The 19,393-nt window shown below is 72.5% G+C and carries 17 protein-coding genes and 1 pseudogene; 9 read left to right on the top strand and 9 right to left on the bottom strand.

What is annotated here, in order from left to right:
• Positions 1 to 8 precede the first annotated feature (8 nt).
• A complete protein-coding gene (locus Sco07f_RS35820; RefSeq protein WP_159107023.1) occupies positions 9 to 3,287 on the top strand; it encodes an SAV_2336 N-terminal domain-related protein in 3,279 nt (1,092 codons plus the stop codon).
• 636 nt (positions 3,288 to 3,923) lie between these two features.
• Here the strand turns inward: Sco07f_RS35820 and Sco07f_RS35815 are convergent.
• The 4 genes from Sco07f_RS35815 to Sco07f_RS40275 form a co-directional block, all read right to left on the bottom strand.
• On the bottom strand, positions 3,924 to 4,673 hold the full coding sequence (locus Sco07f_RS35815) for a cation efflux transmembrane domain-containing protein (protein WP_167468324.1): 750 nt from the start codon (positions 4,671 to 4,673) through the stop codon (positions 3,924 to 3,926).
• A 2-nt stretch (positions 4,674 to 4,675) separates the two neighbouring features.
• Positions 4,676 to 5,011: an ArsR/SmtB family transcription factor gene (locus Sco07f_RS35810; protein ID WP_087789957.1), complete on the bottom strand. Its 336-nt coding sequence runs from the start codon at positions 5,009 to 5,011 to the stop codon at positions 4,676 to 4,678.
• 184 nt (positions 5,012 to 5,195) lie between these two features.
• Positions 5,196 to 6,593 carry an NAD(P)-binding domain-containing protein gene (locus Sco07f_RS35805; RefSeq protein ID WP_108990330.1) on the bottom strand — a complete coding sequence of 466 codons (1,398 nt, stop codon included), beginning with the start codon at positions 6,591 to 6,593 and terminating at the stop codon, positions 5,196 to 5,198.
• 31 nt (positions 6,594 to 6,624) lie between these two features.
• The gene (locus tag Sco07f_RS40275; RefSeq protein ID WP_167468323.1) at positions 6,625 to 6,795 is read right to left on the bottom strand and encodes a hypothetical protein; all 171 of its coding nucleotides are present in this window, start codon (positions 6,793 to 6,795) and stop codon (positions 6,625 to 6,627) included.
• A gap of 84 nt (positions 6,796 to 6,879) precedes the next feature.
• Between Sco07f_RS40275 and Sco07f_RS35800 the strand changes: the two genes are divergently transcribed.
• Complete coding sequence (locus Sco07f_RS35800) at positions 6,880 to 7,245, top strand: ArsR/SmtB family transcription factor (RefSeq protein ID WP_087789960.1); 366 nt, start codon at positions 6,880 to 6,882, stop codon at positions 7,243 to 7,245.
• Positions 7,246 to 7,366: 121 nt separating this feature from the next.
• On the opposite strand, the gene Sco07f_RS35795 is transcribed toward Sco07f_RS35800, so the two are convergent.
• From Sco07f_RS35795 to Sco07f_RS35785, 3 genes are read right to left on the bottom strand one after another with little or no spacing between them, the layout of a single operon-like run.
• Positions 7,367 to 8,431, bottom strand: coding sequence for an ArsO family NAD(P)H-dependent flavin-containing monooxygenase (locus Sco07f_RS35795; protein WP_108990329.1), 1,065 nt, complete (start codon positions 8,429 to 8,431; stop codon positions 7,367 to 7,369).
• Positions 8,428 to 9,537, bottom strand: a complete 1,110-nt coding sequence (arsB, locus tag Sco07f_RS35790; protein WP_108990328.1) for an ACR3 family arsenite efflux transporter — start codon at positions 9,535 to 9,537, stop codon at positions 8,428 to 8,430. Before arsB ends, Sco07f_RS35795 begins: the two co-directional genes overlap by 4 nt.
• On the bottom strand, positions 9,534 to 9,842 hold the full coding sequence (locus Sco07f_RS35785; RefSeq protein WP_007387538.1) for an ArsR/SmtB family transcription factor: 309 nt from the start codon (positions 9,840 to 9,842) through the stop codon (positions 9,534 to 9,536). The genes arsB and Sco07f_RS35785 overlap by 4 nt, the downstream gene beginning before the upstream one ends.
• Positions 9,843 to 9,937: 95 nt before the next feature.
• On the opposite strand from Sco07f_RS35785, the gene Sco07f_RS35780 reads away from it, so the two are divergent.
• The 6 genes and pseudogenes from Sco07f_RS35780 (at position 9,938) to Sco07f_RS35750 (ending at position 16,960) form a co-directional block, all read left to right on the top strand.
• Positions 9,938 to 10,360, top strand: coding sequence for an arsenate reductase ArsC (locus Sco07f_RS35780; protein ID WP_087789963.1), 423 nt, complete (start codon positions 9,938 to 9,940; stop codon positions 10,358 to 10,360).
• Between the two features lie 454 nt (positions 10,361 to 10,814).
• Positions 10,815 to 13,024 (top strand): annotated as a pseudogene (locus Sco07f_RS35770) (MMPL family transporter).
• Positions 13,025 to 13,074: 50 nt separating this feature from the next.
• Positions 13,075 to 14,262: a sensor histidine kinase gene (locus Sco07f_RS35765; protein ID WP_108990327.1), complete on the top strand. Its 1,188-nt coding sequence runs from the start codon at positions 13,075 to 13,077 to the stop codon at positions 14,260 to 14,262.
• 2 nt (positions 14,263 to 14,264) lie between these two features.
• Positions 14,265 to 14,912: a response regulator gene (locus Sco07f_RS35760; protein ID WP_087789965.1), complete on the top strand. Its 648-nt coding sequence runs from the start codon at positions 14,265 to 14,267 to the stop codon at positions 14,910 to 14,912.
• A gap of 280 nt (positions 14,913 to 15,192) precedes the next feature.
• Positions 15,193 to 16,431 carry a cation:proton antiporter gene (locus tag Sco07f_RS35755; protein WP_108990326.1) on the top strand — a complete coding sequence of 413 codons (1,239 nt, stop codon included), beginning with the start codon at positions 15,193 to 15,195 and terminating at the stop codon, positions 16,429 to 16,431.
• 52 nt (positions 16,432 to 16,483) lie between these two features.
• Entirely contained in the window at positions 16,484 to 16,960 is a 477-nt protein-coding gene (locus tag Sco07f_RS35750; protein WP_108990325.1) for a DUF4396 domain-containing protein, read from the top strand.
• Positions 16,961 to 16,990: 30 nt separating this feature from the next.
• On the opposite strand, the gene Sco07f_RS35745 is transcribed toward Sco07f_RS35750, so the two are convergent.
• Complete coding sequence (locus tag Sco07f_RS35745; RefSeq protein WP_087789967.1) at positions 16,991 to 17,401, bottom strand: four-helix bundle copper-binding protein; 411 nt, start codon at positions 17,399 to 17,401, stop codon at positions 16,991 to 16,993.
• Between the two features lie 152 nt (positions 17,402 to 17,553).
• Here Sco07f_RS35745 and Sco07f_RS35740 point away from each other — a divergent pair, with 152 nt between their 5' ends.
• Positions 17,554 to 18,210: a precorrin-8X methylmutase gene (locus Sco07f_RS35740; protein WP_054099379.1), complete on the top strand. Its 657-nt coding sequence runs from the start codon at positions 17,554 to 17,556 to the stop codon at positions 18,208 to 18,210.
• 373 nt (positions 18,211 to 18,583) lie between these two features.
• Here Sco07f_RS35740 and Sco07f_RS35735 read toward each other — a convergent pair whose 3' ends face one another.
• The gene (locus Sco07f_RS35735) at positions 18,584 to 19,351 is read right to left on the bottom strand and encodes a cobalt-precorrin-6A reductase (protein WP_108990324.1); all 768 of its coding nucleotides are present in this window, start codon (positions 19,349 to 19,351) and stop codon (positions 18,584 to 18,586) included.
• Positions 19,352 to 19,393 lie beyond the last annotated feature (42 nt).

The raw sequence follows: 19,393 nt of genomic DNA, 5'->3' as shown, positions 1-19,393 counted from the left end.
CCAGGGCCATGCTGCACCGGGTGCGCGACGCCCTGTCCGGCGACGGCGAACTCCTCGACGCCGAGGAGCTCCGCGACGCGCTGTGGCTCGCGGCACGGTTGCCCCCGGCGGCGGCCACGACACTGGCACGGCTGGCCCAGGCCGCGGAGCCCGCCGCTAAGGCAGCGTCCCCGGCCCCGGCCGAGCCCGCCACCGAGCCGCCCTTCGAGGGCCGGGACGAGCATCGAGACGGAACGACGGCCTTCGGCACCCCGCCGACCGGCGGAGCGCGCCCCTCGCAAGAGGACGGACTGCACGCAGCCCCCGTGCCGCCGAGTCAGGCCGTCTCCTCCGACCGGTCCGCGATGGCCGTACGCGCCCAGGGAATGAAGGCGCTCGACGGTACGGAGCTCCGAATCGGTCGCGCCCTGCGCCCCCTGCGACAGCTCCGTCCCGACCCGCTGCGCAACGAACTCGACGTCGACGCGACAGTCTCCGCCATGGCCGAGACCGGTCTCCCCGACGCCGTGCTCCGCCCCACACGGACCCGCTGGCTCGACCTGGTGGTTCTCGTCGACGACGGCGTTTCGATGCTCCTGTGGCAGCGACTTGCGGGCGAGGTCCGTGCTCTGATGGAGCGGTGCGGAGCCTTCCGGGACGTCCGCCTCCACGGCCTCGACAGCCGCACTCCCGGCGGTCCCCGGCTGACCGGCCGCCCATACGGGGGGCGCGACCGGGCGCGACCGATGTCCACGGTCCTCGACCCCTCCGGCAACACCCTGCTTCTCGTCGTGAGCGATGGCGTCGGACGGGCCTGGCGGGACGGGACGATGCACCGAGAGCTCGACCGCGCCGCATCGACGGGGCCAGTGGCCCTCCTCCACGCGCTCCCGCCACGGCTCTGGGCGGGCTCGGGCATCGACGCGCGGCCCTGGCGCGTGACGACCCGCCGCCGGGGAGCGGCCAACCGGTCCTGGCACGTCGAGGACCCCGTCCTGCCGCCGGAAATGGCCCCCTACAACGGCGTCCCGGTCCCGGTGCTCTCCGCGGAGCGAAGCGACATCGGCACCTGGGCACAGCTCATCGGCTCCCCCGGAGAGACCGCGGTGCTTCCGCTCCTGACGGGTCCAGACACGCCTGTTCCCGCCGTCGGCGCACGAGTGTTCACCCGGCCCGCCGGGTCCGTAGCGGCGGAGGAGACCGTGCTGCGGTTCAAAACTTCGGCGTCCTCGGAGGCGTACCGCCTGGCGGCGCACCTGGCGGCCGTGGCACCACTCCCCGTCCCGGTGATGCGGCTCGTCCAGCATGCCCTGCAGCCGTCCGTCGACACGGCCCACCTGGCGGAGGTCTTCCTCGGCGGCCTCATGCACGGTGTCGAGGGCTCCGCCGACCTCCCGCACCAGAGGACCTTCGACTTCACCGAGGACATCCGCACGGTTCTGCTGGGCACGGTGCCGCCCTCCGAACTGGTCCGGACGGCTCGGGAGGTCACGGCCCACCTCAGCGGACTCCCGAACGCGTCGACGGGATTCCCTGCCTGGCTTCCCCACTCCGAGGGCCCGGAGAGGGTCAGGTCGGGCAACCATAGGCCCTTCGGCTGGGTCGACGAGACCCTCCGGCGCAGGCTCGGTATCACCCCGCCGGAACCGGAATTCTCACCCGAACCGCTCAGCCCGCACATCGAGCTGCGGGAGCTCCCGGATGGGTTCGTCCTCGACGAGCAGCTGACAGGATGGTGCCGGCTGTCCGTCGCCGACCGTCGCTTCGAGGGCCCAGACGGCCTGCCATACGAGGTGTTCGCCGAGCACGAGGGAGGCTGGGCGGATATCGGACTGCTCCTGGCCCACGACGGCGAGGGCCGCGTGCTCGTCATCCGCACACCCGAGGTGCACAACCCCCGGCACGCCACCGATCTCGTGACGACCGAGGTGACGGCGCTGAAGCGGCTGGACGGCTTCCTCGCGCCGCGCCTCCTGGCCTGGGACGCCCACCGCCTTCGGCCCTGGCTCGCCGTCGAATGCGCACTGGACGGCGCCTCGGAACCGGCACCGAACCTGCATGATTTTGTAGGGCACGAGGGCGCTCTGCACCGGGCCGGCCTGCTGGAGGTCGCCCGCCAGCTCGCGGCGAGCCTCGCCAACGCCCACGAGAACGGCCTGGTCCACGGCTCGCTCACCCCCCGTTGCGTACTGGTGGCGGGGCGGAAAATGCAGATCACCGGGTGGATGACCGCTTCCGTGGACGGCAGGGCCAGCCCACACTTGGACGCGTACGCGCCACGCCCTCGGTACCGTGCCCCGGAGCAGGAAACGCCCGGCGGCGAACCGACCCGCGAGTCCGACGTGTACGCGCTCGGTGCCATCCTCATGGATGCGGCGACGGGCGAGGGACATGGGGAGTCTCTCTCCGAAGCCCCATTGGCGCTGCCCGCCGGTCTGCTCTCCCCCGACTGGACGGCGATTCTGGAGGCATGCACGCGGAGGAACCCCGCCCACCGGCCGTCTGCGGCCAGGCTGCGGCGCGCTCTCGACTCCCTCGCGCTTCAGAGACCCGGGGGCAGCCAGCCCATGCAGGTCTCCCTCGGGCTGGATGCCGGTCTAGATCCGGTGGAACTGGACCTGGAGAGCGAACACCGCGGTGGCCAAGGCCCCCACCTCCTACTCCGCGGGCTTCCGGCCGCAATCCGCAGGAGCGTCCTGCGCCGCGTGCTGGACCAGCTAACGCAACAGAACCCGACAGGTCTCGAACTGGTTCGCGCTGACTACAACGGACGCAGCGGGCTCGCCCGCTTCGAAGACGTCGTGCGCGGTGCCTCGTTCCTTAACCTGAGCGCCCACCAAGCGCACGTCCTCTCGTTCTGCGAGAAGCTCCGACAGGAAGTCACAAAGCGCGGGAACATACTGGGCAGGAGCATCGACGACTCAGACTTCGGGTCGCTCACATACAACGGGGCCGACTACGACATCCCGCACCGTATGCGGCGCCTCATGGTCGTTGTGGACGACTTCCAGAAGGTGCTGCTGCTGGCGCCGGAAGTGGTCACGGCGCTGAGACAGGTTGCGATGGAAGGGCCACGATTCGGCATACATCTCATCGTCAGCACCGACGACACGAACGAAGCCACGATCGCGCGGGTATTCAAGGGGCGGAAGCCGGCGCGCATCGATCTGCGGGGCCAGGGGTGGCGGGACGACGACCCGACCGCACCCCTAACGGCGGAGGCGACCCTGCAGGTTCCGTCGGTGGACGGCCATGTGTCCTTCCCCGCGGGAGTGGAAGACACCTTCAAACCGCTGCCAGGGAACTGATGCCGAACACAAGCTGATCGATCAACGCGATACTCCGGAGGTTCCGCATGCGGCAGTGGCAGCTGGGGCACCGGTACTGCGGTCTGCGCACCTCTCGCAGCCGACGGCCGTGACATCGTGGGGTACCGCTCGCATGACGCGGCCGCCGAGAAGGCCGCCACCGCTGTCCTCGCCGCCGGGCGCAGGTACCTGACCGTCCGTGTCGACACCGTGGACGAGACGGTGTCGACCAGCCGTCCGACGTGGCCGGACAGAAGCTCGGTTCCGCTACGGGCCTGGCCAACAATGCCGGGCATCGCCCCAACGAGCTGCTGATCGAAGCAGACGTCGAATGGACGATGCCGAGGCTCTGTGCGAAATCCTTTCAATCCAGTAGGCGCCCTAGAGGGCACATCCAGGGCACATGAGCCCGGGAAACGGCGTTGACCCGTGAGAACTACCGGAAGCAGTTTCCGCAGGTCACCGCACGCTTCGCCGAGAGGTACCAGGTCAGTGCCCCGCCTCGTTCAATCGCTGCACGAGTGGCAGGACTTCAGCCACCGGCTGCACGAGGCGGGGCATCAGCCGTACTGCCTGGTGTGGCCCTGAACGGAACGCCGTAGGGGTCGGTCACGGCCCGACCGGCGCCCTGAGAGGTCACCGGCCGGCCTTCGCGCCCGTGGTGCAGCAGGTGCAGCCCGGACGGCAGCCGCACGCGTCCTCCTCGGCGTCGGCCGCGACGGTCCCCGCCGCGACCGGAGGGGTGGGCGCGCAGCAGCCCTCGCCGCGCCAGGCGTCACGTCCTTCCCTGACCGCGATGCCGGCGATGGCCAGCGCGGTGATCGGGTCGGCCCAGGACCAGCCGAGGGTGGCGTTGAGGACGAGGCCCGCCAACAACACCGCCGAGAGGTACGTGCACAGCAACGTCTGCTTGGAGTCCGCCACTGCCGAGGCGGAGCCGAGCTCGTGCCCGGCCCGGCGCTGAGCGGCGGACAGGAACGGCATGATCGCGAGAGAGAGCGCGGCGAGCACGATGCCGGGGACGGAACGCTCGGCCTCGCCGGTTCCGGTCAGCACCCGGACCGCGTCGACCGTGACGTACGCGGCGAGCGCGAAGAACGACACCGCGATGATCCTCAGCGCCGTCCTCTCCCGGGCCTCCCGCACCGCGTGATCGGCTGCGCGGAACTGCCAGGCGACCGCGGCCGCGGAGGACACCTCGACGACGGAGTCCAGGCCGAAGCCGATCAGTGCGGTGGACGAGGCGACCGTGCCGGCGGTGATGGCGACGACCGCCTCGACGACGTTGTAGGTGATCGTCGCGGCGACCAGCAGTCGTATCCGCGTCGCCAGCACTTCTCGGCGGGCCGGGGAAGGGCCGCGGGTTGTGGGGATCTCAGCGCTCACAGTCAGCAGCACCCCTTGTCGTCGGCTTCGGCGCACGTGCGGTCGCTCTCCACGGCCACCACCGCGGTGCGCAGGTCGTCCAGCGCGTGGCCGAGTCGCTCGTCGGCCAACTCATAGCGGGTGCGGCGGCCGTCGGGGACCGTGACGACCAGGCCGCAGTCACGCAGGCACGCCAGGTGGTTCGACAACCGGGTCCGGGAGACGCCGAGCGCGTCGGCGAGGTCGGCCGGATAGGCGGGGGCCTCGCGCAGGGCGAGCAGGATGCGGCAGCGGATCGGGTCGGCCAGCGCGCGGCCGAACCGGACCAGCACCTCGATCTCGGGGGCAACAGTCAGCACACGATGACGGTACAGGGAATCATGAATTCAGGAAACCGTGTACCGAAAGGTGGATCGCGGGCAAGAGCCGCGGGTGATGCCCCGGCTCACGGTCCGTGCCGGGCAGGGGGCAGGCGGGGCGGCGCGGGCCGCGACCGGTCCCCTGCTCCGGTCGCGGCCCCGCTGTCGCGGGTGTTGAGGCCGGTCACGAGCCGCAGCAGCCGCCCGCCGGAGCGTCCTCGGCGGCGGCGCCCACTGCCGTGGGCGGGACGAGCTGCACGACCTGCGGTTCCGGTGCGGCGCAGCAGCCGCCGGCGTCGGCCGACTGGGCGTCGGGGGTGTCGAACAGGCCCGCGCCGCCGCAGACTCCGGTCTCGGGAAGGGTGAGTTCGACGCGGTCGGCGGCGTCGAGGTCGCCTGCGATGGCGGCGGCGACGGAGCGGACCTGCTCGTAGCCGGTCATGGCCAGGAAGGTGGGGGCGCGGCCGTAGGACTTCATGCCGACCAGGTAGACGCCCTGCTCGGGGTGGGAGAGCTCGCGGTGACCGTGCGGGTAGACGGTGCCGCAGGAGTGCTGGTTCGGGTCGATCAGCGGGGCCAGGACGACCGGCGCCTGGAGGCGTTCGTCCAGGCCCAGGCGCAGCTCGTCCAGGAAGGACAGGTCGGGGCGGAAGCCGGTCAGCACGATCACCTCGTCCACGGGCTCCAGGCGTCGGCCGTCCTCGCCCACCAGGACCAGACGTCCGTCGGCGTCGCGTTCGAACGCCTCGGTGCGGAAGCCGGTGACCGCGTCGGCGTGCCCCTTGTCGACGGCGGCCTTCGCCGCGAGGCCGAGGGCGCCGCGGGCGGGGAGCTGGTCGGCGGTGCCCCCGCCGAAGGTGGACGCGGAGATCCCCCGGCGCAGGATCCACATGCCCCTCGTCCCCGCGCCGTCGGCGGACTCCGCCAGCTCGGCGAGGTACGCGAGCGCGGTGAAGGCGGAGGCACCCGAACCGATGACGGCCGTGCGCCTGCCCGCGTAACGGGCGCGTACGGCCGGGTCGTTCAGGTCCGGTACGCGGTAGGTGATCCGGTCGGCCGCCGCCCTCTCACCGAGGGCGGGCAGGCCGCTGCCGCCGGCCGGAGAGGGCGTGGTCCAGGTGCCGGAGGCGTCGATCACGGCGCGGGCGAGGACACGCTCCTCACGGCCGTCGGCGTACTCGACGTGCACGACGAACGGCTGCTGCTCCCGGTCGGCGTCGACGATCCGGTCGCGGCCGGCGCGAGAGACACCGGTGACGGCGGCCCCGGTGCGGACCTTGTCGCCGAGGGCGTCCGCGAGCGGCCGCAGGTACTGCTCGGCCCACTCTCCGCCGGAGGGATACGTCGCCGGGTCGGGCCGGGTCCAGCCGGTGGAGGCCAGGAGCTTCTCGGCGGCCGGGTCGACGACCTCGCCCCAGGTGGAGAACAGCCGCACGTGGCTCCACTCACGCACGGCCGCGCCGGCCTCGTCGCCCGCCTCCAGCACGAGGGGCTCGATGCCGCGCTCGACGAGGTGGGCGGCTGCGGCCAGTCCGGCGGGGCCCGCACCGACGACGATGACGGGGAGCTGCTGGGTGCTCATGATGCTCGGTCTCCTCTGGGGGTGAAGGGGGTCAGCGCGCGTGGGTGAAGGCGGTCGTCTGGGCGTGCCGCCGGCGTTCGGCCGCTCGGGAGGCGCTGTCACCGACCTGGGCGCAGCTGTCGCAGAAGCTGACGCCGGCCAGGTGGCGGGTGGTGCGGCGGACCCGGGCCGCGGTGAGAACGGCACGGAGGTTGGTGGTCACGACGGCTCCTTGCTTCGATATCTGTCGATGTCTCTCCACAACCCGGAGCTTGCCACTCGTATCGACGAGTGTCAACATAGACACATGTCGAATTCAGAGGTCGCGGAACTGCCCGTCCTGCGGGACGGCGACGTCGTGCCGTGCTGCCCGCCGATCACCGCCGGGGAGCTGTCCCGGGCGGACGCGGAGAAGATGGCCGCCATGTTCAAGGCGCTCTCGGACCCGGTGCGCCTGCGGCTGTTCTCCAAGGTCGCCTCCCACCCGGGCGGCGAGGCGTGCGTGTGCGACATCGCCGACGTCGGCGTCTCCCAGCCGACCGTCTCCCACCACCTCAAGAAGCTGCGCGAGGCCGGCCTGCTGACCTCCGAGCGGCGCGGCACCTGGGTCTACTACCGGGTCGCCCCGTCCGTGGTGGCGGCCATGGCGGCCATGCTCGACCTGCGCGCCTGACCGGCGCCATGAGCCGGCTCCGCGGTGACCTGGTGGCGGGGCGGATTCACCACTGTTCCGCTGACTGCGGCCGCGGGCCCAGCGGCCGGTCCCGGGCAGCCGCACGGGCCGGGTCGCGAGTTCAGAGGTCCAGTCGGCGCGCGATCTGACGGGCGGCCTCGCGGGCAGGGCGGCCCACGCCGATCAGAGTGGCGGAGGCGGGGCCGGTCCAGTCGCCGTAACCGAGCAGGTGCAGGCGGGGTTCGCCGACGGCTCGGGTACCGGCGGTCTCGATGCGGCCGCGCGGGCCGCGCAGTCCGAGCGGGGCGAGGTGGGCCAGGGCGGGCCGGAAGCCGGTGCACCAGATGATCGCGTCCGCCTCCGACCGACTGCCGTCGTCCCACTGGACGCCGGTGGCGGTGAGCCGGCGGAACATCGGGCGGGCCCGCAGGAGTCCGGCGTCACGGGCGGCACGGACGGGCGGGACGGCGACGACGTCCCCGAGCGAGGCGACCCCGCCCGTGTCGGTACGGCCGGCGTCGAGAGCGCGGCGGCGGGCGGTGGCGACGTCGAACAGGACGCGGCCGTCGACGTCGTCGGGCAGGAGGCGGGGTGGACGCCGGGTGACCCACGTCGTCTCGACGCGGGCGTCCAGGGCGAGGTCGGCCGCGATCTGGGCACCGGAGTTTCCTCCGCCGACCACGAGAACGTGCTGCCCGGCGAAGTCGCCCGGGCGGCGGTAGTCCACGGTGTGCACCTGCCGGCCGGTGAAGTCGCCGCGGCCGGGGACGGTGGGGACGAAGGGCCGCGACCAGGTGCCGGTGGCGCTGATGACTGCCCGGGCCCGCCAGGGACCGGAGTCGGCCTCCACCAGGAGCCGGTCGCCGTCGCGGTGCACGGCGTCCACTCGGGTGCCGTGCTGGACGGGCAGGCCGTAGCGCTTCTCGTAGTCGGTCAGGTAGTCCACCACGTGACCGGCGTCGGGGTAGGTCTCGCCGGGCTGTGCGGGCATGAGCCGGCCGGGCAGGGAGGAGTGGTCGGCCGGGGAGAACAGGTGCAGCGAGTCCCACATGTGCTGCCAGGCCCCGCCCGGCGCCGGTCCGGCGTCGAGGACGGTGAAGTCGACACCCAGACGACGCAGGTGACAGCCGGCGGCGAGCCCTGCTTGGCCACCGCCGGCCACCACCACGTCCACGTGCCGCGTCACGGGGCCGTGGTCACCGCGTCGGCGGCGAACTTCCTGCGCCAGGCGAGCGCGACGTAGACGAGGCCGATCAGCACCGGGACTTCGATGAGCGGTCCGACGACGCCGGACAGGGCCTGACCCGAGGTGACGCCGAAGGTGGCGATGGCGACCGCGATGGCCAGCTCGAAGTTGTTGCCCGCCGCGGTGAACGCCAGGGTCGTGGTCCGGTCGTAGGCCAGGCCGAGACCCTTGCCGAGAACGAAGCTGCCGAAGAACATGACCGCGAAGTAGACCAGCAGCGGCAGCGCGATCCGGGCGACGTCCAGGGGCTGGGAGGTGATGGTCCTGCCCTGCAGGGCGAAGAGGATCACGATCGTGAACAGCAGCCCGTACAGCGCCCAGGGGCCGATCTTCGGCAGGAAGCGGGACTCGTAGCTCTCGCGGCCCATCCTCTTCTCGCCGATCCGGCGGGTCAGGAAGCCGGCCAGCAGTGGGACGCCCAGGAAGACGACCACGTTGAAGGCGATCTCCCACATCGAGATGTCCAGGTGCTCCCCGCCGCCCAGGCCCAGCCATCCGGGCAGCAGGTCGAGGTAGAACCAGCCCAGCAGGCCGAACGCCAGGACCTGGAAGACCGAGTTCAGCGCGACGAGCACGGCCGCGGCCTCGCGGTCGCCGCAGGCGAGGTCGTTCCAGATGATGACCATGGCGATGCAGCGGGCCAGGCCGACGATGATCAGACCGGTGCGGTACTCGGGCAGGTCCGGCAGGAAGATCCACGCCAGGGCGAACATGACCGCGGGTCCGAGGACCCAGTTGATGACCAGGGAGGAGATCATCAGCTTGCGGTCACCGGTGACCGCGTCCAGCCTGTCGTAGCGGACCTTGGCCAGGACCGGATACATCATGATCAGCAGGCCCAGGGCGATCGGCAGGGAGATCCCGCCGACCTCCACCTTCGCCAGCGCGTCGTTCAGTCCGGGGATCACTCGCCCGAGCCCCAGGCCGACGGCCATGGCGATGAGGATCCACACCGCGAGGTAGCGGTCGAGGGTGGAAAGCTTCTTGACGATCGAGTCGTCCCCGACTCCGGCCGGAGCGGAGGTGGTGGGCTCGGTGGAGGTCACGGGCAGGCCCTCTTGTTCTCGGCGGCGGTGCGGGCGGCGGCGGCGAGTTCGGCGAACTGCCCGGACAGGCCGGCCAGGACCTCGGACTTGAGCCGGTAGTAGGTGTAGCGGCCGCAGGGCTCGGTCTCCACGATCCCGGCCTCGCGCAGCACCTTCATGTGGTTGGAGAGGTTGGTCTGCTTGGCTCCGGTCTCCTCGACCAGGTGCGTCGTGCAGAGCGTCTCGCGCGCCAGGAGGGTCACGATCCTCAGGCGCAGCGGATCACCGAGCGCCCGGATCACATCAGGGTCGACTGAAGTCAGCATGCACTGATACTCTCACATCACCACTTGCTGATATCAGCGGTAGCTGAAGTCATCGGTGGCCGGGTACCACCGCGCGACGAGAAAGAACGATCACCATGGCCGACAAGCCGTCCGTCCTGTTCGTCTGCGTCCACAACGCCGGCCGCTCCCAGATGGCCGCCGCGTGGCTGGCCCACCTGGCCGGCGACCGCGTCGAGGTCCGCTCCGCCGGCTCCGCCCCCGGCGACCGGGTCAACCCGGCGGCCGTCGAGGCCATGGCCGAGGTCGGCATCGACATCTCCGAGGAGACGCCGAAGATCCTCACCGTCGACGCGGTCCGCGAGTCGGACGTCTGCATCACCATGGGCTGCGGCGACACCTGCCCGGTCTTCCCCGGCAAGCGGTACCTCGACTGGAAGCTCGACGACCCGGCCGGCCAGGGCGTCCAGGCCGTGCGCCCGATCCGCGACGAGATCAAGACCCTGGTCGAGGGACTGATCGCCGAGATCGCCCCGGAGAAGCCGGAGGCGACGGCGTGAGCGGGAACGCCCGGGCTCTCGCGACGCTGTGTGGCCCCGAGCCGGGGCCGGCAGGGCCACGGGCGTCGGCAGCGACCGGGCGCGGCGGGCCGGGTCGCTGCCGTACGGGTCGCTTGCGGTGAGGGTGCCACCGCGCTGACCGCCGGGGTGCGGAGCATCCGGCGCGCGGTGCCCAGTGCGGCGCCCAGGGTCGCTGCCGCCGCGACGGCGACGAGGGCGAGCAGGAGCCAGAGCGGGACGTCGGGCAGCCGGCGGTGTTCAAGGCTTCTGGTCACCCAGGAGCCGATCACCCCCGCCTACATCGATCGCATCCTCGAAGCGGTCTTCGCGGGCACGGGCCCCGTGGTGTGAACACCGGGGACCGACCGTGGCCGGGGGTCCACCAGTCGGTGGACCCCAAGTTCAACCGGTCGCCGCTGTCGGCGGCACGCCCCCGGCGAAGAGCATCGATGCCATGAGAAACCTTCCTGTACGCATGGCACGTTGGAGCGCCGCCCGTCCGTGGCGGGGCATCGTCGGCTGGTTCGTGTTCGTCGTCCTGTGCCTCGGTGTCGGCATCTCCGTCGGTACCAACGAGGCGACCACCGAGGACTTCCGTATCGGAGAGGCGGGACGCGGCGAAGCGATCGCCGCGGAGGGCGGGTTGCAGCAGCGCCCCGTCGAACACGTCCTGATCACCGCCCAACCGGGCACCGGAAAGCTCGACATCGCCGCCGCGGACTCGGCCGCCGCCGACGTCGCCGCCCGGATGGCCGAGCTGCCCGAGGTGCTCTCCGTCGAGGACCCGGTACGCGCCGCGGGCGACACGGCGGTGCGGGTCACGGTCACCATGAAGGCCCCGGAGCGGGAGGGCAAGGAGCACGTCGACGCGCTGCTCGAGCAGACCGCGGCCGTACAGGAGGCCAACCCCTCGCTGCGCGTCGAGGAGACCGGATCGCCGTCCATCAGCAAGGGCGTCGACAAGCTGCGCGGCGACGACCTCGCGCGCACCGAGATGATCGCCCTGCCGGTCACCCTCGTCACCCTGCTGGTGGTCTTCAGCTCCGTGGCCATGGCCCTCGTGCCGCTGCTGCTCGCCCTGTCCTCGATCGCCGCGGCCGTCGGGCTGTCGATGGTGGCCTCGCACGTCTTCCCCGACAACGGCATCGGTATCAACATCATCCTGCTCATCGGCCTCGCCGTCGGCGTCGACTACACGCTCTTCTACCTCAAGCGCGAGCGCGAGGACGGGCCCGCGCGGGCGGCAGGCTGAGCCCGCGGGCCGCCGTCGAACTCGCCGCCGCCACGTCCGGACGGGCCGTCGTCGTCTCAGGTCTCGCCGTCGCCGTCTCCAGCGCCACCCTCTACCTCGCCGACGACGTCATCTTCTCGTCCATCGCCACCGGCGCGATCGTCGTCACCCTCGTCGCCGTCGTCAGCTCCCTGACCGCGCTGCCCGCCCTGCTCGCCACGCTGGGCATGCGGGCCGAGCGCCGCGCCGAGCGCCGGGCGGCCCGGGGGCTCGCTCCCCGGAAGAAGGGGAAGCGGACGGGCGTGGCCGGCCCCGGCCGCCTGACCGCCGCCGCGCTGCGTCCCGTCGCCCGACGCCCCCTCGCCACGCTCGTCGTCGCCGTCCTCGCACTGGTCGCCCTCGCCGCCCCGGTCCTCGGCATCAACCTCACCGACATGGGCCGCGAGACGCACTCCCGCTCCATCGCCGCCATGCAGGTCTACGACCGGGCGAACGCCGCCTTCCCGGAGCTGAAGTCCATGCACCAGGTCGTCGTCCGCGCCGACGCCGACCGTGCGCCCGAGGTGACCGCCGCCCTGCGCGAACTCGCCGCCGACGTCGAGGACGACCCGCGACTGAGCGGCACCTCCCGGGTGACCTCGTCGCCCGACCGGCGGATCAGCATGCTGCAACTGCAGGTCCCGCACTACGTCAGCAGCGACGAGGCGCAGTCCTCGCTCCAGGACATCCGCGACACGTACGTCCCGCGGACCGTCGGCCGGGTGAAGGGTGCCGAGACCGCGGTGACCGGTGACGTCGCCCGCTACGCCGACTATCCGGTCCACCAGGAGCAGAAGCTGCCGCTCATCCTCGGGGCACTGCTCCTGGTGACCTTCGCCATGACCGTGTGGGCGTTCCGCTCCGTGGTCCTCGGCCTGATCGGCATCGTCCTCAACCTCCTCTCCGCCGCCGCCGCGCTCGGCGTCCTCGTCATGGTCTTCCAGCACACCTGGGCCGAGGACCTGGTCGACTTCACCTCCACCGGTTCGATCGGTGCCCGCGTTCCGCTGTTCCTCTTCGTGATCCTGTTCGGCCTGTCGATGGACTACCAGGTCTTCGTCATCAGCCGGATCCGGGAGGCCGCCCTGCGCGGAGTCCCGACCCGGCAGGCCGTGATCGAGGGCATCGGCAGCTCGGCGAGCGTGGTGACCAGCGCCGCGGTGGTCATGGTCACGGTCTTCGCCAGCTTCGCGGCCCTGCACATCATCGAGATGAAGCAGATCGGCTTCAGCCTCGCGGTCGCCGTCCTCCTGGACGCCTTCGTCATCCGGCTGCTGGTCCTGCCGTCCGTGATGCTCCTGCTGGGCGAGGCCAACTGGTGGCCCTCCCGCGCGGTGCGCCGAGCTCTCCAGGGCACCGAACCGGCCCCGCGGCCCCTGGAATCGGTAAGCTGATCGACTCGACCGTCGGCCCCGCAACTCCCGTACGCGCGAGGGGAATCACCGTGACTGAGCGGCAGCGGCAGCCGGGCGACCGGCTCGTGCCGGAGCGTGTCCTGCGGTGGAACGCGGCGGGCTGGACCCTGTTCGGCCTGCTGCCCCCGGCCGTCGCCGTGCTCGACGCGTCACCGGCCCGAAGGCACTGGATGCTCGCCCTGCTCGCCGCGGTCGCGCTGTGCCACACCGCCGTTCTCGTCCGGCCGGACAACCGTGTCCTGCGACCCCATGCCTACCTCGTCGTCCTCGCCCTCGTCCTCGGCGCGGCGTCCTGGCTCCTGAACGGCGGGGCCGCCTTCTACGCGGTGTCCCTGCCGCAGTTCTGGCTCCTCGCCCGCGCCCCGCGGGACGCGGTCGCGCTCAGCGGGGCCGCCGCGGCCCTCACCGTGCTCGGCAGCACGCTCGGCCAGGGCTGGAGCCCCCAGTTCCTCACCGGCAACGTGGTGTTCACCGCCGCCGCCTACGGCGCGGGGACGGGGCTGGGGCTGTGGGTGCACCGCTTCGTCGGCCGGAGCAACGAGCGTCAGCAACAGCTGACGAACGAACTCAGCACCGCACAGGAGGAGTTGATGGTCGCCTACCAGGAGCGGGGCGCGGCCGAGGAGCGTGAGCGCATCGCCCGGGAGATCCACGACACCCTCGCCCAGGGCTTCGCCTCCATCGTGGTGCTCGCGGAGGCCGCCCGCGCCGCCGCCGTCAGTGACCCCGGGCGCTGCGCCGAGCAGCTCACCTCCATCGAGCAGACCGCGCGTGAGAACCTGGCCGAAGCCCGGGTGCTCGTCGGCTCCGCCCCCGAGAGCGGCGTCGCACCCGGATCGCCGGCCACCACCCTGCGCAGGACCCTGGACCGTTTCGTCCAGGACACCGGCCTCACCGTCACCGCCGAACTGGCCGACGTCGAGCTGGACCAGCGCACCCGCGTCGCCCTGTTGCGCTGCACGCAGGAATCCCTCGCCAACGTGCGCAAGCACGCGGACGCTTCCACCGTCGGCGTCGTCCTCACCGAACACGCGGGCGTCGTCGAGCTGGAGATCACCGACGACGGCCACGGCTTCGTCGTCGAGGAGTCCCGCGGTTTCGGCCTCGACGGCATGCGTCGACGGCTGGCCGAACTCGGTGGCGATCTTGCCGTCACCAGCTCCCTCGGAGACGGCACCCGCGTCTTCGCCAGACTTCCCACGCACAGTCAGGACTGACCATGACCGACACCGTTCCCGGCCGGATCCGGGTGGTCGTGGTCGACGACCACGCCGTGATGCGCGCCGGAGTCGTCGCCCTGCTGGCCGACGAGCCCACCATCGAGATCGTCGGCGAGGCGAGCGACGGCCGCGAGGGTGTCGGCCTCGTGGAGCGGCTCGTCCCCGACGTGGCCCTGGTCGATCTGCGCATGCCGGTGCTCGACGGCGTGGCCGCCACCACCGAGATCGTCGCCCTGCCGGTGGCCACCCGGGTGCTGATCCTCACCACCTACGACACGGACGCCGAGATCGAACGAGCCGTGGAAGCCGGCGCCGTCGGCTACCTCCTCAAGGACACCACCCGCGAGCAGCTCGCCGGCGCCGTCCACTCGGCGGCGCGCGGCGAGACGGTGCTCGCGCCCAAGGTCGCGGAGCGCCTCGTGGCCCGGATGCGCCGCCCGGAGCCGGTCGCGCTCACCGCCCGCGAACGGGACGTGCTGCGCGCCGTCGCGGACGGTCTGTCCAATGCCGAGATCGGCCGTCGGCTGGTCATCGGCGAGGCCACGGTGAAGACGCATCTCCTGCGGGTCTTCGCGAAACTCGACGTCAGCGACCGCACACGCGCCGTCGTCGTCGCCCTGGAACGCGGACTCCTCGCACACTCCTGAGCGACCCGGGGCGCCCCGGAGCCCCGGGCGCCCGGCAGCAACGCGGCACCCACCTGAACCCGGTCACGGCACGGCGCCCCGGACGACGCGTCACGCCGCCGTGCCGAACCACGTCCGGCGTACGCCGGGTGGTCCCGTCCGACCGCCGGGGCCACAGTGGCAGCGGCCGGGTGGTGTCGTCGTCGGCCCGGCACGTCGTTGGCGAGGGAGCGTCGATGTCACGGAACACGGGTTCGCGACGTGCGCGGCGCTCCGTGGGCCGACGGCGGGGCGCGGCCGCGTGAGTCACCCGGGAACCCTCGTCCTGATCATGGCCGCCGCGGTCCTGGCGCCGCTGCTCGTCCACGCCACCGGGCGCCGGCTCCGCATCCCCCTGGTCGTCTTCGAGATCGTCCTCGGCATCCTGCTGGGTCCCGACGTGCTCGGCTGGGCCCGTCCCGGTGACGTCGTCGACACGCTGGCCGACCTCGGTCTGTCCATGCTGATCTTCCTGGCCGGCTACGAGATCGACTTCGCCGCCGCCCGCGGCGACACCCTGCGCCGCGCCCTGTGGTCCTGGCCGATCGCCCTCGTCGCGGGCATCGCGGTGGCACTGCTCGTCAGCGGCGGGGACGTGTTCGAGGCGTTCGTCGTCGGTACCGCGCTCACCAGCACCACGCTCGGCACCGTACTGCCGATGCTGCGGGACCGCGGAGAGCTGCGCGGCCGGTTCGGCACGGTGATCTCGGCGTTCGGCGCGGTCGGCGAGTTCGGGCCCGTGATCGCCGTGGCACTGCTGCTCAGCGGACGCCGGCCGGCCGAGTCGGCGGCGCTGCTGGCGGCGTTCGGGGCGATCACGGCCGCCGCGGTGTTCTGGGCGCTGCGCCCGAGGCCGCCCTGGTTCGCCCGGCTGACCGAGCTGACCCTGCACGGCAGCGGCCAGTTCGCGGTCCGGTTCGTGATGCTGCTGCTCGCCTGCATGCTGGGCCTCGCCGAGGTCTTCGGCCTCGACGTGCTGCTGGGCGCGTTCGCCGCCGGTGTCCTGGCCCGGCTCGTCCTGCACCGGGCCGCGCCCGCGAGCAGCGGGGAGGTGCTCGGGAAGGTGGAGGCCATGGGCTTCGGCTTCCTCGTGCCCCTCTTCTACGTGGTCACCGGCATCGAGTTCGATCTGGACGCGCTGCTGCACGACCCGGTCGCCCTGCTGCTGGTGCCGGGGTTCCTGCTGCTCTTCCTGCTGGTGCACGGCCTCCCCGTGTACCTCCTCGCGCCCCGGGACCTCGGCCGCGGGGACCGGGTGGCGCTCGCGCTGTTCACCTCGACGTGCCTGCCGCTGGTCGTCGCCATCACGACCATCGGGATCGACCAGAAGCTCGTCGACGCGGGCCTGGCGGCGTCACTGGTCGGCGCCGCGATGGTCTCCGTGCTCGTCTTCCCGCTGCTCGCCGCGCGGGTACGGGCGTCGGCCCCGTCGGCCCCGGCGACGGAAGGAGCCGGCGGGGCCGCCGGGGCCGGCGGGGCCGCGGACTCGGAAGCGTGGTGACGTCGCGCCAGACCCCTTCCGACTGATACCCCCTGGGGGTATACTCCGGCTCATGGACCACAGCACGCACCACTCCGGAACCGCGCACGGACACGGCGCCACCTGGACGACCGCGATGCGGGCGACGCTGCACTGCCTCACCGGGTGCGCCATCGGCGAGATCCTCGGCATGGTCATCGGCACCGCACTGATGTGGGGCAACGCGCCGACCATGGTGCTGGCCATCGCCCTGGCCTTCGTCTTCGGCTACTCCTTCACCCTCTTCGCGGTCGTGCGCGCCGGGGTGTCCATGAAGGCCGCGGTCAGGGTGGCACTGGCCGCCGACACCGTCTCCATCGCCGTGATGGAGCTGATCGACAACGGCATCATCGCCCTCGTCCCCGGCGCGATGGACGCGCACCTGTCCGACGGGCTGTTCTGGTACGCCCTGCTCGGCGGCTTCGCCGTCGCGTTCGTGATCACCACGCCGGTCAACAAGTGGATGATCGGCCGCGGCAAGGGCCACGCCGTCGTCCACGCCTACCACTGAGCGACCGCGACACGCTGCTGCCCGCCGGTCTCAGCCCAGGCCGGCGAGCAGTTCGCCGCACGCCTGCTCGCAGCTGCGGCACGCCTCGGCGCAGACCCGGCAGTGCTCGTGCATGTCGGCGTGCCGGGCGCACTCGTCGCCGCACGCCGCGCAGACGGCCGCGCAGGCCTGGAGCACGGCCCGGGTGACGTTGGCGTCGTAGCCCGTGTGCCGGGACAGGACCGCGGCCGTGGCGGTGCAGACGTCGGCGCAGTCCATGTCGGTGCGGATGCACTTGGTCAGATCGGCGACCGTGGGCTCCGACAGGCAGGCGTCGGCGCACGCGGTGCACGCCTGGGCGCACCTGAGGCACTCCTCGATGCACCGGGCCATGGCATCCCGGTCCACGCCGCCCAGGTCGGCCGGGTAGGTACGGAGCAGGTCGCTCACGGTGGTCGTCATGGTGACCGTTCCCCTTTCTCTTCCCCGTGCTTCGTACGTCGTCGGTGTCTGCCGGGTTTCACCGTGCGGCACACCACAAACCGCCGCCGGCGCCCTGTCGGTAAGCTCCCCGCCGTGGCCGTCAGCCGACCGAGAGCAGCGAGAAGAGCACCGTGACCCCGTACGACTCACAGAACGAGTACGAGTACGACTACGAGAAGGACGGCGCGGCCATCTACCGCCAGTCCTTCGCGACCATCCGCGCGGAGGCCGACCTCTCCGGGCTGCCCGCGGACGTCGGCCGGGTCGCGGTCCGGATGATCCACGCCTGCGGGATGGTCGACCTCGTCCGGGACCTGTCCTGGACGCCCGGCGTCGTCTCCCGCGCCCGCGAGGCCCTGCGGGCCGGTGCGCCCGTCCTGTGCGACGTGCGGATGGTGGCCAGCGGCGTGACGCGCAAGCGGCTGCCCGCGGACAACGACGTGCTGTGCACCCTGTCCGACCCGGCCGTCCCCGAGCTGGCGGCCAGGCTCGGCACCACGCGCAGCGCCGCCGCGCTGGAGCTGTGGCGCGACCGGCTGGAGGGCGCCGTCGTCGCCGTCGGCAACGCGCCCACCGCGCTCTTCCGGCTCCTGGAGATGATCGACGCGGGGGCGCCCCGCCCGGCCGCCGTCATCGGTGTCCCCGTCGGCTTCGTCGGTGCCGCCGAGTCCAAGGACGCGCTGGCCGCCCACCCCTCGGGCGTGGAGCACCTCGTCGTGCGGGGACGTCGCGGGGGCAGCGCCATGGCCGCCGCCGCGATCAACGCCCTCGCCAGCGAGGAGGAGTGAGGGGGCGGGACCGCGGTCCGTACGTGAGCGGCCGGACCGTGCGCCTGGACGTGAGCGGCGGGACCGCGGTCCGTACGTGAGCGGCCGGACCGTGCGCCTGGACGTGAGCGGCGGGACCGCCGTCCTTACGTGAGCGGCCGGACCGTGCGCCTGGACGTGAGCGGCGGCACCGCGGCAGGGACGTGAGCGGCGGCACCGCGGCTGGGACGGTCAGCGGCCGGATCATGCGCTCGGACGCGAGAAGCGGCACCGCGGCTCGGACGCGAGAAGCGGCACCGCGGCTCGGACGCGAGAAGCGGCACCGCGGCTCGGACGTGAGCGGCCGGGTCCTGCGCCCAGGTCCGAGCGGCCGGACCCTGCGACCAGGCGTGGTCTAGCGGTGCGGCCGGCCCCCCGCCGGTGTCTCCGTGACCCACCGCGCCGCCGCTTCGGGCTCGGTCACGACCGGCACTCCCCCGGGCACCGGCGGCCTGCGCACCACGATCACGGGCAGCCCCGCCTCCCGTGCGGCCGTCAGTTTCGGAGCGGTGGCCGCTCCCCCGCTGTCCTTGGTGACCAGGACGTCGATGCGGTGCCGGCGCAGCAGTTCGCGCTCCCCGGCGAGGGTGAAGGGGCCGCGGTCCAGCAGCACCTCCATGCGGGGCGGGGCCGGTTCCCCGGGCGCGTCGACGGACCGGACCAGGAACCACGGGTCGGTCAGCGGGGCGAAGGCGGCCAGGCCCATGCGGCCGGTGGTCAGGAAGACCCGCCGGGCGGCCAGGGCGGGCAGCAGCGCGGCGGCTTCCGCCAGCGAACCGGCGTCGTGCCAGAGGTCCCCCTCGGCCCGCCGCCAGCCGGGGCGGCGCACCACGAGGAGGGGGACCCCGGCGGTGGCGGCGGCGTGGGCCGCGTTGCCGGTGATGGTGCCGGCGAAGGGGTGCGTGGCGTCGACGAGGAGGTCCACCGTGTGCTCGCGGAGCCAGGCGGCGAGTCCTCCGGCGCCGCCGAAGCCGCCGACGCGCACCTCACCGGGCGGTGTCCTGGGGGCGGAGACCCGCCCCGCCAGGGAGGTCGTCACACGCGGTACCGGAAGCGGTCCGGCCGCCAGCAGTTCGGCGAGACGGCGGGCCTCCGTGGTCCCGCCGAGGATCAGCACGTGCACGACGCGCACCCTCCCTTCACGCGCTCTCCGCGGTCGTCCGGG

This window comes from Streptomyces coelicoflavus (genome assembly GCF_003112555.1).
In the GTDB taxonomy this organism is placed as follows: Bacteria; Actinomycetota; Actinomycetes; order Streptomycetales; family Streptomycetaceae; genus Streptomyces; species Streptomyces coelicoflavus.
This window is presented reverse-complemented; position numbering and strand designations above follow the sequence as displayed.